The 15,208-nt window shown below is 33.9% G+C and carries 13 protein-coding genes; all 13 read right to left on the bottom strand.

What is annotated here, in order from left to right; genetic code table 11:
• Window positions 1–3: 3 nt before the first annotated feature.
• Window positions 4–1,203 (bottom strand): glycosyltransferase family 4 protein, encoded by a 1,200-nt coding sequence (locus PHO70_00630; GenBank protein MDD5431484.1) that lies wholly within the window; start codon window positions 1,201–1,203, stop codon window positions 4–6.
• Between the two features lie 24 nt (window positions 1,204–1,227).
• Window positions 1,228–2,199: a GDP-mannose 4,6-dehydratase gene (locus PHO70_00625; protein MDD5431483.1), complete on the bottom strand. Its 972-nt coding sequence runs from the start codon at window positions 2,197–2,199 to the stop codon at window positions 1,228–1,230.
• A 379-nt stretch (window positions 2,200–2,578) separates the two neighbouring features.
• Window positions 2,579–3,409 (bottom strand): DUF4330 domain-containing protein, encoded by an 831-nt coding sequence (locus PHO70_00620; protein ID MDD5431482.1) that lies wholly within the window; start codon window positions 3,407–3,409, stop codon window positions 2,579–2,581.
• 9 nt (window positions 3,410–3,418) lie between these two features.
• The gene (locus PHO70_00615; GenBank protein MDD5431481.1) at window positions 3,419–5,299 is read right to left on the bottom strand and encodes an ElyC/SanA/YdcF family protein; all 1,881 of its coding nucleotides are present in this window, start codon (window positions 5,297–5,299) and stop codon (window positions 3,419–3,421) included.
• A 66-nt stretch (window positions 5,300–5,365) separates the two neighbouring features.
• Window positions 5,366–6,739 (bottom strand): glycosyltransferase, encoded by a 1,374-nt coding sequence (locus PHO70_00610; protein ID MDD5431480.1) that lies wholly within the window; start codon window positions 6,737–6,739, stop codon window positions 5,366–5,368.
• Window positions 6,736–7,392 (bottom strand): class I SAM-dependent methyltransferase, encoded by a 657-nt coding sequence (locus PHO70_00605; GenBank protein ID MDD5431479.1) that lies wholly within the window; start codon window positions 7,390–7,392, stop codon window positions 6,736–6,738. The genes PHO70_00610 and PHO70_00605 overlap by 4 nt, the downstream gene beginning before the upstream one ends.
• An 88-nt stretch (window positions 7,393–7,480) precedes the next feature.
• Complete coding sequence (locus PHO70_00600; protein ID MDD5431478.1) at window positions 7,481–8,221, bottom strand: class I SAM-dependent methyltransferase; 741 nt, start codon at window positions 8,219–8,221, stop codon at window positions 7,481–7,483.
• Window positions 8,202–9,449 (bottom strand): glycosyltransferase family 39 protein, encoded by a 1,248-nt coding sequence (locus tag PHO70_00595; protein MDD5431477.1) that lies wholly within the window; start codon window positions 9,447–9,449, stop codon window positions 8,202–8,204. Before PHO70_00595 ends, PHO70_00600 begins: the two co-directional genes overlap by 20 nt.
• A 7-nt stretch (window positions 9,450–9,456) precedes the next feature.
• On the bottom strand, window positions 9,457–10,737 hold the full coding sequence (locus PHO70_00590) for a glycosyltransferase (GenBank protein ID MDD5431476.1): 1,281 nt from the start codon (window positions 10,735–10,737) through the stop codon (window positions 9,457–9,459).
• Window positions 10,738–10,802: 65 nt separating this feature from the next.
• Entirely contained in the window at window positions 10,803–12,287 is a 1,485-nt protein-coding gene (locus tag PHO70_00585) for a radical SAM protein (GenBank protein MDD5431475.1), read from the bottom strand.
• The gene (locus PHO70_00580; GenBank protein MDD5431474.1) at window positions 12,284–13,240 is read right to left on the bottom strand and encodes a class I SAM-dependent methyltransferase; all 957 of its coding nucleotides are present in this window, start codon (window positions 13,238–13,240) and stop codon (window positions 12,284–12,286) included. Before PHO70_00580 ends, PHO70_00585 begins: the two co-directional genes overlap by 4 nt.
• Before the next feature lie 17 nt (window positions 13,241–13,257).
• A complete protein-coding gene (locus PHO70_00575; GenBank protein MDD5431473.1) occupies window positions 13,258–14,421 on the bottom strand; it encodes an N-acetyl sugar amidotransferase in 1,164 nt (387 codons plus the stop codon).
• A 1-nt stretch (window position 14,422) separates the two neighbouring features.
• Window positions 14,423–15,178, bottom strand: coding sequence for an AglZ/HisF2 family acetamidino modification protein (locus PHO70_00570; protein ID MDD5431472.1), 756 nt, complete (start codon window positions 15,176–15,178; stop codon window positions 14,423–14,425).
• Window positions 15,179–15,208 lie beyond the last annotated feature (30 nt).

The following is a 15,208-nucleotide window of genomic DNA, read 5'->3' as shown; positions in this document are numbered from 1 at the left end:
ATTCTACTTACAAATTAATTGATTATATAGATTTTCAATATTATTTACCAGTCTTTCTTTAGTAAATTCATTTTCAGCAAAATGTCTGGCTCGCCTACCAAGATCTTTTCTTAGCTGCGCATTCTGCAATAATAAAATTAGTGCTTTTGCAAAACTAGCCACGTCTTGCGGCTTAACAATAATTCCACGCTCAAGAATCTCAAAATTCGCATCGGGAACGATCTCAATATTAATCCTGTTTCCTAATAAATCCCTGACTCCCCCGACATCAGTTGCTACTACTGCTCTTCCACTGGCCATTGCTTCAATCAATGAAACAGGAGTCCCTTCATTTATTGAAGTCAAAGCAACTATATCTAAATCTGAATACACGTTATTCAAATCTTTTCTCCAACCATGAAAATTAAGCTTTTCTGAAATTTTTAAATCCAAAGCCAGATTTTTAAGTTCTAATGATAATTCTCCATCCCCAACAACATCAAAAGCAAGATTATTTCCCGGATAACTCTTTAACAAAATTGCAGCGGCATAGATAAATAACTTATGGTTTTTTACCGGAACAAGCCTACCAACAATACCTACTTTTAAGAATTTATCTTCTTTTGGCTTGATTTCTAGAAATTTATCCAATTCAAAACCTAATTTGATAACTTCAATCTTATCCTCTTTGCAAATCATTAAAGAAATAAGCTCTTTTTTATTTGATTCACTTACCGTAATTATTTTATTAGTGAACAATGCGAATATTCTTTCAATCCCTAAGAATAAAGAAGTTTTTAACCTGCCAAAATATCCGCTTAATACGTTCCCATGAAAAGTATGTACAAGTTTAATTTTTTCTTTTGGATTTAAAACCAGGGAATTAAAAAGAATCCCTGCTAACCTGCCAAGAGTCCCGGCCTTGGCAGTATGAGTATGTATTATATCCGGCTTTTCTTTTCTTATGATTTTAAAGATTTTCCAAAGCGCAATAGCATCATTTAAAAGATTTAATTCTCGGCTTAATTCGGGGATAAATGACAAAGAGATGTTTTTGCCTTTAAGAAGATAAGACATATCGCCTTCATTCGGGCTTACAGATCCGCTCACCAACAAAGAAACAAACTGATCTTTATTTAAGCCTTCAGAAAGCAAAATAACGTGAATTGCAGGCCCGCCGATATTAAGCCTCGCAATTATCCTTAAAACTTTTATTTTATTCATTTAACGCTAAAACAAGGAAGGTAACTACTTAGACTTTTTATTATTCAGATCGTTAACTATATCTTCAATAATCTCAGATAATGAATGCGTTGGTTCAAAACCGATTAGTTTATTTATTTTAGATGTATCAGGAATTCTTTTTTGCATGTCTTCGAAACCTTCCTCGTATGCTTTTTCATAGGGGATATACTCTATCTTTGAATTACTTTTCGTAATTTTAATAATCTTTTTTGCTAAATCTTCTATAGTTATCTCCTCTTGACTGCCAATATTAAAAACATCTCCTACTGCTTTCGGCTCTTCAATTAATTTTGTTAATGCTTTTACAACATCTGCAACATGGAGAAAACACCTTGACTGTTTACCTGTTCCGTATACTGTAATAGGCTCCTTTTTTAAAGCTTGAGAAATAAACCTTGGCATAACCATACCATAATACCCGGTTTGGCGCGGGCCAACAGTATTAAAAAGCCGCACAATGATTGAAGGCACCTGCTTTTCCTTCCAATACACGTAAGCCAACATTTCATCAACAGCTTTAGCAGTAGAATAACTCCAGCGAGTTTTTAAAGGTGAACCAAGAATTCTATCATCGTCTTCCTTTAACGGGCCATTAACATTCTTCCCATAAATTTCAGAAGTCGAAGTTATAAGTATTTTTTTATTATAGCGGTGAGCCATCTCAAGGACAGTCTCGCTTCCTTTTATATTTGTCGTAAGTGACTCTAAAGGCTTTTTAACGATTAGCTCAACGCCTACGGCTGCTGCTAAATGGAAAATCACATCGCAACGCTCAACTAATTTATCAACCAAGACTTCATTAAGGACAGTTCCTATAACCAACTCTAAATTAGGATTAGTTTTAAAACTTGCAACATTTTCAATTCTGCCGGTTGAAAGATTATCCAAAATACAAACCTTGTTTCCGCTACTGAGCAAAGTTTCAGTCAGATGCGAACCAATAAAACCTGCACCACCGGTAATTAATACTTTCATTTATTATCCTTTTAGCTATAAAAATTTAACTTGATTATAATAATATAGTTACTACTTGTTTGCAAGTACCAATTTCTAAAATCCTATCACGAAAAATACTCCTACCTAACTTTTAAAACAATAATTATCAATAGCACAAATGTTAAAATTCCTAAAAGAAACAATCTAGAATGTAGATAAAAATCGCGTTTCATTAAATTAAACTGTTGGTAAAAAAAACTTTTTTTATAATATTCATTTTTTTCGTAAGAAAACAGGCTTGCTATACAGCTAATTAAAATTAAGATAAGCTTACTATTTCTAAAAGCATTAATGATTACTTGCTTATTTTTATCAATAGCGCTCATAAAGAAAGTGGATTTTAGAACTCGCCTCGATATCATTTTATAAATTCAATAAGCTCCCCGGTCATGTGTAGGTTTGTAGTCAAATTAATAATGCTTCCGATACGCAATGGAGCTGTATTATAAATAAACATTCCATTCTTTTCGGTGCAAAACAATTCAAAAAGAACATCTATATCATAACTAAGAGGAATACCCACCTTTTTATCCGCTCTAGTTCTAGGTGATATTTTTTTAGAAGCAATCTTAATCAAACGACCTGATACCTTGCCAAATTCATTATATTCATAGTAATTTTTAAAATTATTGGCTATTTCCGGGGAAACATTCTTAAAACGAATAAGAACAGGTAATCTAGTCTCCATAGATTCATCTTCATTAATAGGGACTGCAAGATAAACCTGTTTATCAAAATTAAAATAAAGCAAAGAGTCATATTTTATTAAAGTACCTTTATAATAGCTATGTTTATCAATAATAACAGCTCTTATTTTTACACGCGCTGGCCTTTCGAATAACAGAGCATCAGTTATCCGCTTCTTATTTTCCTGATCAAAGAAAACCGTATGCAGATACCTACTGGTGCCGCCAAGCCAAGTTATTTCAGAAATAGCCGTTCCCTTATTATCAAATTCTTTCTTTCCAACCTTTAACTTTTCTGCTGCATTAGCTGATAATCTAATAAATTTAACCGGGATAGTAATCTCTACTGCTTCCTTGGCTTCATAGGATTGCTTCCCCAGTTTTTGATTAAGTTGTATCCTTAAGATTATAACTAGCGAAGACGCAACTAAAAAAACTACAATCAGAAAATCTATAATATTTATTTTCCCAAATAATCTACCGTTTTTATCAATTAACCTCATAAGCATACCCTAAATCAATCCTCTCAATTTATAAACAATTATCGCCACATATTCATGTATAAAAGATTTAAATTGTATAACGCTAAGCTGTCTTTCGTTAGGATGCATAATTGAAAAATCGTTATGCCTATAAAAACCACTATTAGGCATAGGAACAAATATTACCTTAAGATCAGGAGCAATCTTATTCACAACAAGCGAAACTCGTTTCATATGGTATGGGGCACTTACGAGTAAAATCTTATGCCAACCTTTTTGATTCAATATTTTCTTACAGTATAGCACATTTTTATACGTATTATTTGCTTTTTCCTCAATAATAATATTTTCTGCAGGGACCCCAAGTGAAACAGCAAGTGCTTTCATGATATCTGGTTCTTTAAAATAGAATTGATAACCGGAAGAAAAAATAATATAAGGAGCAAAACCACTTTTATATAATTTTACAGCATGCTCAACTCTTTCTTCATACCCCTGCAAAGCCCTTCCCGACTCTCCCACTCCACCAGCAAAAACTACAATACAATCAGATTTCTCAGGAGATTGTGAAATCTTTAAAGGCTCAGCAAGAAACCATACAAGAGGAGTGTAAAATAGAAGATAAAAAAGAAAAACCCCTGCCAAGAAAAATTTGAATAACCTTTTCCGGGTGCGCTTCAGGGTTAATAACAGCTCTTCGCTCCAAACAGGATGCAAGAGTTCTTTCTTTATTACTAAGTCGTTGATAAGCACACTCATATTTTCAATCCTTTGCGCCCATCCATTTCTTTGCGAACAATCTATGCGTTTCCGGATACTCGCAGCTTTGGCTTTTTCTTCTTGGGGTTTCATATAATCCTGTATTGACTTAATAAATTCTTCCGCGCTTACTGCTACATCTACAACAGATCCATTTTCTTCATTATAAGCCAACACTTCGGGTAAAACAGTAGAAATAACCGGTTTCCCAAAAGCTAAATATTCATTCAGTTTGGTAGGATAAACGTTCTTTGTATAATCGGTTATCAAATAAGGAATAATACAAACATCAAATTCCTTAATAAAAAACGGTATTTCTGAGTGTTCCTTTTTCCCAAGTAAATAGATATTTTTAATCCCATTTAGATTTGATATATCGGCCTGAATCGGACCAACAAGAACAAAAGAGCAACCAGGCATTCTCTCAGCCACTTCTCTGATAAGTTTAAAATCAATCCATTTATGTATGCCTCCAATATAGCCAATCACAGGCCTTGGTATATTCTTCAATGCTTCAAAATTAATATTTCTTTTATCTCTAACACTTTCAAAATACTCATAATTAACTCCAAAAGGGAAAAAGTATACTTTCGGATTAAACTGTGAACAATAATTAAATAATTCCCGAGAAGTAACAAAAACAAGGTCAGCTTTTTTGATAAGTTTAATTTCTGAATTTTTAATTTTTGACGCGGCAGGAGAACTAACGCGAAAATTATCAATGCAATAATATACAACTAATTCAGAATTAATATTCTCTATAATATCCAAGGTTAAAGGAGTAGGAAGAAAAACCCAGATAATCGGTTTTTCAAAATTCATCAGTTTTATCCATCTTCTCAGCTTAGAAAGAAAAAGTTTGGAATTAATCCAACGCGCTAACCTTAAATACGGAAAAGGTAAAAGAATCGGAGAACAAATAAAAAGGTTTTCTTTTTCTTGCCGTATCCCACTAATACCTTTAAACCAACTTTTTATTCTGCTCCTAATACGGGAAAAATCACGGATTCCGGGAGAACGAACACCAGTATTCTCTACAAAAAGTATCCTGTTACCATTTCTCGCAAGCCGGGACATAATCTCCTGATGACCCTGCCAAACGAAATCCCAATCTATAGACGAAATACAAATTATGTTTTTATTCTTCAGCATTTATTTTTTATATCCCCAAACCAACCAAGCGACCTTTCCATTTAAATCTTCGACAGTTACCTTTTTTTACAAAACTTCATTTATCCCCCAATAACATACCTTAAGAAAATGGATGCCGTCCTTTAAAAGTTTCATCTTTGATTTTCCCGCTTTTCTAGTCTGGTAATGTATAGGCATTTCCATTATTTTCATTTTATTCTTTGCAGCTCCAAACAAAAGGTCATAATCTCCCCATTTACATCTGCCCATTTTAATATTCGGCAGGTAACTACGTAAAAATGATTTTGTACCACAAAGCGTATCTGTATTCCTTTGGCCGATTATAAGACTTACAATTATACCAAAAAATTTGTTTCCGAAAAATCGGATAAAATTCATTGCTTTATTTTCCATTTGATACACCATCCGAGTCCCATTAATAAACTCCGCTTTACCTTCTTGAATAGGAACAAAAAAATGTTTTAACTCTTCAGGCCCAACCGACATATCGGCATCGAGAATTATTATAACATCGCAACTACAATAATTAAAACCTTCCTTGAGAGCCCCGCCTTTGCCTCTATTATGCGGATATGAGACTAACTTCAAATTTTTTATGGTTGATTGCATTCTTTTCACAATTTCCGCTGTTTTATCAGTGGATCCATCATCAATAACAACTATTTCTGTCCGAACTCCAAGCTCAGGAATAGCCTCAATACAAGCTGCAATATTCTCTTCTTCATTAAAACAGGGAACTACAATAGAACAAGAAAGTTCTGGTAACGCAACTTTTGATTTAGCAACTACATATTGCATAAGACATAAATTATTGATAACGGGAACACGCGAGAATATTTTATTAATAAAATTACTTACTATAGGTATTGATAAAGGCAAAATAAGCCGATACCCTTTTTCAACTACATCATAATCAAGTAAAGTAAGAATATTAATAACATCAAGATTGGTTACAAAATGCCTGTGTGGATCACGAACTTTTAATCTGCATATTTCTAACAACTTTATAACTGGCTGCCAAATAGGATTTACAGAGGTAATAACAATCTTTGTATCATATCGAAGATGCTGCTTAAGATTAGTAAAAAATAATATTAAATCATCAACATAATCCAAAATGTTTGAAAGAACTATATATTCAAACCGTTCTTTACTGTTGAATTCTTTAAGATCGTTTTGATAAAATTCAAGGTGCGGATATTTTTGTTTTGCCTTTCGAACCATACAACCACTTATGTCAAGACCAACACCTCTTCTTGGTTTGATCGCATCGAGTAAAATACCTGTAGCACATCCTATTTCTAAAACCGTTTTTTGAGCAGGAATGATTGAACAATAAAAATCTCGTAAAAAGTTATGGTAATAAGAAAACCTTCCTGTAACCCTATCGTAATGATCGGCTAAAGAATCAAAATAACTACATATTTTTTGTTTTTTCATTGTTTTTTTTTAAAAACTCCCGTGTAATATAAACCCAGATCGCTTAGCCATACTGGATAATAATGCTGGGCTTTAAGAGTAAAGGAACTTAAAGCATGATTTAAAATATCCGAATGACTAGAGGGATGAATATCAGAATCATTATAACCGATAAGAGCAAACAATGATTTTGTTACAATATTTTTTAAAGGGAAACCTAAAATTATAATACCGTCATCTTTAATAACTCGTTCCATCTCTTCAAACGCCGCTTTTAAGTCTTCAATGTGTTCCAGTACGCTTTGACAAATTATCACATCAAAAGAATTATTCTTTACCGGCATGCACCTTAAATCTCCCCATAAAGGAATAAAATTGCTAACGCTTTTACGTAAAACAGTACTCACTTTTGATATATCCTGATGTACATCAACACCATAAAGCCTACGACATCTTTTAGCAAGCGTAGGAACAAAAATCCCCGGCCCAAAACCTATTTCAAGAATCGCATCATAGTTACTCCCTAAAAACTCCGTAATCATATCATATCTTTTACGGTAAAACAATCCAGTAAGCGGCGAATAAACTAATTTTGTCAAATTATACAAATCTTTATCTATAAATCTGATTTCCTTGATTTTGGGAGACAGAATTAACTTTTCGCGAATACTCATAACAACCCCCTCTTTTCCAAAACTACAACTGCCTAAAATGCTAATAACTTTCTCATCTTACTTTAATCCCCTCATTATAAAAATCCCTCTAAGCAAACGCTTTTATACTTAAAGACCCAGCGATTTCTCTCATAAATGATTTTTTTTCTAAGAATTCTCCCATTACTTTAACTGTTTTTATTAATGCTTTTGGAGTAGCAGGATGCAAGAAATCAAAAGGTTCAATATTTACAGAGCTAAAACCACAATCCTCCATCTGCTTCTTCAATATTTTGCGCACAAATGCCGTTTCACTCGGAGAAATACCAAACCGTTTCCCAATAAAAGGAAATTTTCTTTCCAAGTATACATGCGGGTTAAACATGTTAGGTTCACAAAACGCAATTTTCCCATTTTTCTTAAGTACTCTCTTAATTTCTCTTAAAGCGGGAATAACTTGCAGATGATGAAGCACAGAATTACCTACAACTGCATCAAAGGATTCATCAGGAAAAGCAAAACATTCTGCATCATTTACAAGAAATAAAATATTCTTTCCATTGTTATTTCTTTTTGCAGAAACAACTAAATCATAGCAAATATCCATTGAAACAAAATTTGCTTCTGTTTTACCCCAAAACCAGGAATCTATTCCATCACCACACCCTATTTCAAGTATTCGCATTCCTTTGACCGGCTGAATAAAATCATAAATAATTTCTAACCTTCTTTTCTTCCTCTCTTTTCCAGCAATAGTAGTATTCCCCCACCAGGTAGCTTTTTTAGAAGCATGTAAAGCTTCAAAATGAGCTATTTCATTCCGTTTCCTATTAATTTCGTTTTCTAACATTGTATATTAATTTCCTTATGTATACTGAAGTTTTAAAGAAGCCAAACGAAAAGAATATAAACAATAGGGGTTCCATACTCCAACGGTGCCTTCCCTCTAGATAATAAAAACTATGTAAAATTGAATTTGAAATAAAAAGTAACAATATTAAATTTATTAAAGGCCGTGCGATCTTAATATAAAACGCCACAATCAATCCAATAATCGAAAATAATAAAACTACAGAATAATAAATTTTATACCAGGCAAGATAAGCTGACGGATACAAAAACCCAGCTTGAGGAGAAAACCACCAAAAATAATAAAACTTTTTTGCTGTAAGAATACCAAACTTAACAGGATGTTTTCTGACAAAAGTAAGGGCTGTTGTCTTGAAAAGCTCCATCTGGCCTATTTCGTCAAGAGAAAATAGCTTTTTATGAAATTCTTCTGGACTTTCTTCAATAGCTGTTTTTCCCGAAGGCATATAGAGCGTTCCTGAACTTTTTGGGTTATTCCCAGCCCAAAATCCCCACCACTGGTTTGTTTGGATAAAAACAAAACGCTTAAAAATTATAGTATTACGGATAACCCATGGAGAAACTATAAGTATCACTGAAATTATACTAATGATGATCGTATTCTTAGCTTCTTTTTTATCAATAGAATAGTATAAAAGCCAAACCCAAGCCAAAACAAAAAATGGCAAAAAAGTTGCCCGCTCGAGCACGCAAATACCGGAAAGAATACCTAAAATAATTTTATGACTCAGCTTATTTCTCTTAAGAGAGATAACTAACAAAAGAATCGAACCACAAATAAGAAATGAGTAAAAAGAGAGTGAATGTAATTTAGTAGCAGAATAGATAATCATTCCTGGATGCAAAGCCACAAGTATTGCTGAAAAATAAGCACATTTTAAATCAAATATTCTTCTTGCGATAGAAAAAATTACAATACAGATACCAGCATTAAAAGCTATTTGAAGAAATATAACCAGTGAATGATGATGCCCCAAAAGCAAATAGATAATTGCGCATAAGGCCGGATACACTGGAGCAATAGCAGCCCTTTGAATTGCACCATGGACTCCTATTATAAAACCTTTTCCTTGAATTAAGTTCTCAGCAATTATTTCATATTCAAACGGCTCTATACCAGAATGTGCTTGATAATATAAAAAACAAACAATACGTACAATTATAGCAACAACAACTATCACAGCCAATCTTAGAATTTGACCATTCATTTTATGATTATTTATCATGATTGGACAGTTGAGAAAAAATTTGCGTTAATTGCAAGGCTGTTTTTATTCTCGAAAATCGATCAATCGAATCATTAATTTTTACTACAAGGTGCGGCTGTTTCTTTTCAAAATAATCTAAGCAAGAAAAAAGATAATCTGAAATAGAATCGATATCTTGATGTGAGAAAACAACCCCTGTCCCGGTTTCCTCAATAACCTTTTTAACTTCTCCTTTGCCAGCAAGAGCAATAATAGGTACCCGTAGAGCCATATATTCAAAGATCTTTGCGGGAAGTATTCGAGAAGATACTAAAGATTCATCTTCTATGTAAAGCAAGGCTTCGCTTTTGGCCATTTGCTGTAATGCTGCCTCATGACAAACAAAACCTGTCATTTCAATAATGCTATTCATGGAGGGTAAACGATTAATTATATCGAATATATCAGGCGGCATTTCACCGATAAATTTAATTTTAATTTTTCTCAAGAAATCCGGTTTTATCGCTATGCAACGATTAATTGCTTCTAAGAAACTCATTGGATTGCGAGCTCCATAAAGAGAACCCGCATAAACAATTGTAAATAAATTATTATATGTATTTTCTTTATTCTCAACTTTTACGTTAAAGTCCGAAGGGTCAAAACCGTTCGTAACACAACTAAATTTATCTTTATCTTCTTTCGGGTAACGTTCCCTAAATTGGGCGATGATTGAATCAGTCACTGATATCACTTTATCAGCATTCTTTATAAACCATGCTTCAAGAATTTTCTCAATCTTAAGAAGTAACATTGGTTTTTCCGGAAAATAATACTTGGAAAAACCAACCCATTCATCTCTAAAATCAAGCACCAACGGCTTACCGGTAAGCTTCTTCAACAAAACACCTGAAATAAACGCTGAAAATGGTTCTGCGCTTACGTAAATAACGTCGATTTTTTCTTTTTTTATAAGCTTATATCCGCTAAAAATACAAAACGGAATCCAACCCGTCCGCGAATCCGGAAAAGAAAACCACCATTTTAATCTTTTAACAATCTTTCCAATAAAGGATGGTTTTATTATTTTTTTAGAACAAAGGAGCGGATTATCTTTATAATGTTTTCTACCAAAAATAACTTTGTTCCAATCAAACTCTAGAGATAAAGTCCTAATCACCCTTACAGCAAAAGGTATTTCCTTTAAAAGAGTAGTATCGTAATATTGCACGATCGGCTTTTTTACCGTTAGAACAATACTCTCCCAGCCAAACGATGAAAAATATTTTACAAATTTTAAGGTCCGCATCACTCTGCCTCCTCCTACTGGAGGAAAACTATATGCTATAACTAACACCTTATTCATAATTTTAATTAAACAGTTTTGAATTTCCTTAAAATAAAACCGATGCAAGGAATCTTAAGCAACACATCTCGTATTGAGTCAATAGATTTGCCCGTAGAAATGATAAAACTTACTCCCAATATCAACAATGATAATTTTATTGCCATAGAAATATTCTTTTTAGCAAGGTAATAACCTAAAATAACTTTAAGCCTAAGATAGCGCAATTGGTCAGCCGTATACTCCGCCGTATAATAAGGGGAAGAAGAATGAGTCAACCAATAGTCTTGGGCAATCAAGCCTTGTTTTAATGCTAGGCGATGCAAATGTGAATTCGGGAAAATTTTAATCGGAGCAACATCAATAGTATCTGGTAGAGCATGCTTAAGGAGCTTAATTGTATTATTGATACTCGTTTTTGTTTCTCCTGGATTACCCACCATTAGCAGGGCTTTTGAACGAAGCCCGTATTTCCTCGTTAAAGCAAAAGCCTGCTCTATAGTTTGTATAGAAATCTTTTTATTAATGGTATTAAGTATTCCGGGATCTCCGGACTCAACGCCAAAATCAATCCCCACACATCCAGCTTTCTTCATATCGCATAATAATTCTTCTGTAATAAAATTCGCCCTCCCAACCGCGGTCCATGTAAAAGGCATATTTCCATTAATAATATATTGGCACAGTTTTCTTATGCGCGGGATCGAAACATTAAAACAATCATCAAGAAAAGTAAAATGAGTAATTTTTCTTTCATTGTAAAAATTCGTCATCTCTGCAAAAATATTCTCAGGGCTCCTCATACGGACATTTTTCCCCCAAAATTGGGAACAAAATTGACAATCATATGGACAGCCTCTCGAGCTGATAATCGGGGCGTAACGAAACGCTTGATCATTACCTGCCTTACTCTTAATAAAATGATGCCCATCAAAAGAATTATTCTTTACACTAAAATCATATTCGGAGTAATCAGGAAACGGCAAAATATCAAGGTTAGAAATTGGAGCGCGATCTTTAGTACGGAAAATACTCTTATCTTTCCTGCGCATTGTTATACCGTCTATATCCTCAAAAGAATTCCTATCCCTAAGAGCCTTAATAAGCTCAAGAACTGTGATTTCCCCTTCTCCTCTTACGATAAAATCAATATAGGGAATATTCTCCATAATTTGAACATCCAAACCTTCGGCACTGACGTGTGGCCCGCCAAACACAACGACAGGATTTGTTTTTATAAATTCCTTCGCTAACCGAGCAATGGTAAAAGCTTCCAAATGCTGGCCAGTCAACGAACTTATGCCTACAAAATCAGCTTGGGTATTTACAAAGAACTTCCTAGTATATTCTAGTGTTTCCGAAGACAGATCAACCACCTTAACAGAATCAAAGTTGTTCTGTTTAAGAAAAGATGCAATATAAGATAACCCAACCGGAGGTAAGAAAATCTCTCTTTTTGTTATCGCATTTCTATCCGCAAAAGCAATTGGCGGCCTTATTAATAAAATTTTCATTTTGTATTCACCATTTTGCGGGCAACTAATAATATTTTGCGTGGCCTATCGGACTTTTTGCTTAAATATCCAACATGGTACATTAAAAAATGGCATATTCTAAAATACCATCTTTTCAAAATAATTAAGAATTTGCTATACTCCTGATTTACGCTCTCTTTATAAACTATTTTCTTTAATTTAGAAGAAGTACCGCCTCGAGTTTTGTTTTTCTTAACAGAATCGATAATTGGATGTATCAATTTCTTAAAAAAGAGCATCGGGACAGAAGAATAAACATAACTTACTGTCTCAGAAAAGCCAGCTTTGTCCAATAAATTCCGGATACTCTTTTCACTAAAAGTAAACAAATGGTCGGGAAATTGATGGTTTAGAAAAAGAGGCATATATTTAGGAGATCCGTAAAATCCTGTTTCAAAAACCAGGATACCATCATCTTTAAGTAAGCTATGCATCTTCTTAAATGAAGCAATAGGATCGTAAAAATGACTTGTTACGTCCCTATGATAGATTATGTCAAAAGTATTTTCACAAAAAGAAGCATTACAGATATCGCTTATCTGACATGTAATATTTAATTTATTTTCTATATACTTGGCTTGCAAAGGATTCGGCTCTACGGCAAACACGTTAAAGCCTTTTTTCTTTGCTTCCTCAAGAAAAGTGCCTGCCCCAGGGCCAATTTCAAGCAGAGCACCGGAAGATTTAAACTTTTTGATTATTTTTAAATGATGTAATTCATGTAATCGAGGCATTTTAATATCGGAAAAATGGCCTCTCGCAGATACATGAGCCCGGTCGTGCTGGTATAATTCCTTCAAAGCTATTCTTTCGGGACGTGGTGATATATACACCAATCCGCATTTAGGGCATTCTTTTGCCTGATACCCATTTTCTTCAACACTAATTATATCACTAGGAATATTACAAAAAATACAGTTAATATTATCCATGAGATTTTACCATATTCTTAACGCCGCCCTAAAAACATCTGAACCCAAGCCTTGATTGTTTTGTTCAACTCAAGAAACCTAATTATTCTATAAAATGATGAACTTGCATACGAAGGATAATCATCAAACTTCTTTATAGGCAAGCTTAAAAGTCTCTCAAATTCTCCTTCGGTCAAGCCCAGCTTCTTTACTACATAATTAAAATCTTGCCGCTTAAGATCTCCTGAAGAATACGGGTCTTTAGCAATTTCTTCCAATGCGCGCTCTCTTGACATCTGGCCAGAACAAATAAGAGTTGATAAGTGCGCCCTTCGCTTGTCAAAACCAAATTTCTTGGGTAGAATATACCCTTGAACGAAACGCGTATAAATAGACTCATAATGCTTAGAAGTATAATTTTTCCAACCGATTTCTTTCTCTAATATGTCTATTGCCTCATTTTTATCATACGGGATGTAATTAAGGATATTGATAACATGGCATTTTAAATAAAAATAGTACAATCTTTTAAAAAAACTAAAGTATGGGTACCTTTTTAGCTTAAATTTCCCGAATTTCTTATGTACATTCTTTATATACTTCCAATCGCTTTGGCCGGATGACCACCGCTTAGGCATAATTGCTTCAGTAACGACATTTTCACCTAAAAGTATATATTTAATACGGTTTCTGCTTGCGACAAAAAACAACGAAGCGATAATTGCTTGATCAGTAGGTATTTCTAAATCAGGAGTCGACGCCTTTAAAAAAGATAGCTGAAGATCTTTAAATTCTTCCCAATTTAATACATAAGTAAACAAATCAATCCCTAACTTTTTCAAGGTAAGCTCGATATTCTTAACCGCTAACTCAGAATCCCATCCATTGTCAAGATGCACTGCAAGAGGACGTAATCCGAGTTTCTTAACGATATAAGCTACATAAGTGCTATCTACTCCACCGCTTACCCCAATTAGACAATCATATTTTCTTCCTCTACCCTTATTTTTTATTTTCTCAACGAGCGCGCCAAGGCGGATTTTAAGCTCGTCATCAGGCAATATTCTCTCTTGCGCAATATGAAAATACCGCTTGCAATGGCTACATCTCCCCTCTTCATCAAAAATAATTTCAGGATCGCTTGTATCCATAATACAGTATTTACAAACCCGATATTCTTCTAATGAATTATATAAAACCATATTACCCCATCAATTTTCTTACCTCATTTATATGAGGATAACTTATAAGTACAGCTTTATATTTACCGTGGAATACAAACATACTTCCTGCTGCAACAGCAGACGCTCCTTTTTGTACAGCTTGTTGAAAATGCCCCAATTGTCCAGCGCCTCCATTAGCTATAACAGGAATCGTTACAGCACCAGACACCTCCTTAATAAGCTCTAAATCATACCCGTTCAAAGTACCTTCCATATCTATCGAAGTAAGCAGTATTTCTCCAGCCCCGCTTTTCTCTATCTCTAAAGCAAAACCAACGGGATGAAGCTTAGTCTTTACTCGCCCACCATGAGTATATACACAACACCTTCCAAACATATCTCTTTTTGCGTCGATAGAAACTATTATGCTCTGACTTCCAAAAAGTTGCGCGGCCTCTTCAACAAATTTTATATTTGCAACTGCTATACTGTTAAGAATAATTTTCTCTACACCGAGATTAATTAAGCGCTTGATATCTTCAATGCTTTTTATTCCTCCCCCATAAGAAAAAGGCATAAAGCACTCACTTGCGATATCCTCAATTAAACCAAAATCAATACCTCTCTTTTCAATACTTGCAGATATATCCAAAAAAACTAATTCATCAACTTCTTTTTCATTAAATATTTTCACTGCGTTTATAGGATCTCCAATATAAACAGCATTCTTGAACTTCTCTGTTTTTACCAAAGACCTATTCTTGATTAATAAACAAGGTATTACTCTCGTATTCATTCTTAGGTTAAATTAAATATTTCCACTAAC

The organism is Candidatus Omnitrophota bacterium (assembly GCA_028715415.1).
GTDB lineage: Bacteria > Omnitrophota > Gorgyraeia > Gygaellales > Profunditerraquicolaceae > JAQURX01.
Note: the sequence above shows the minus strand (reverse complement) of the source record. Positions and strands in the feature narration are given on the sequence as shown.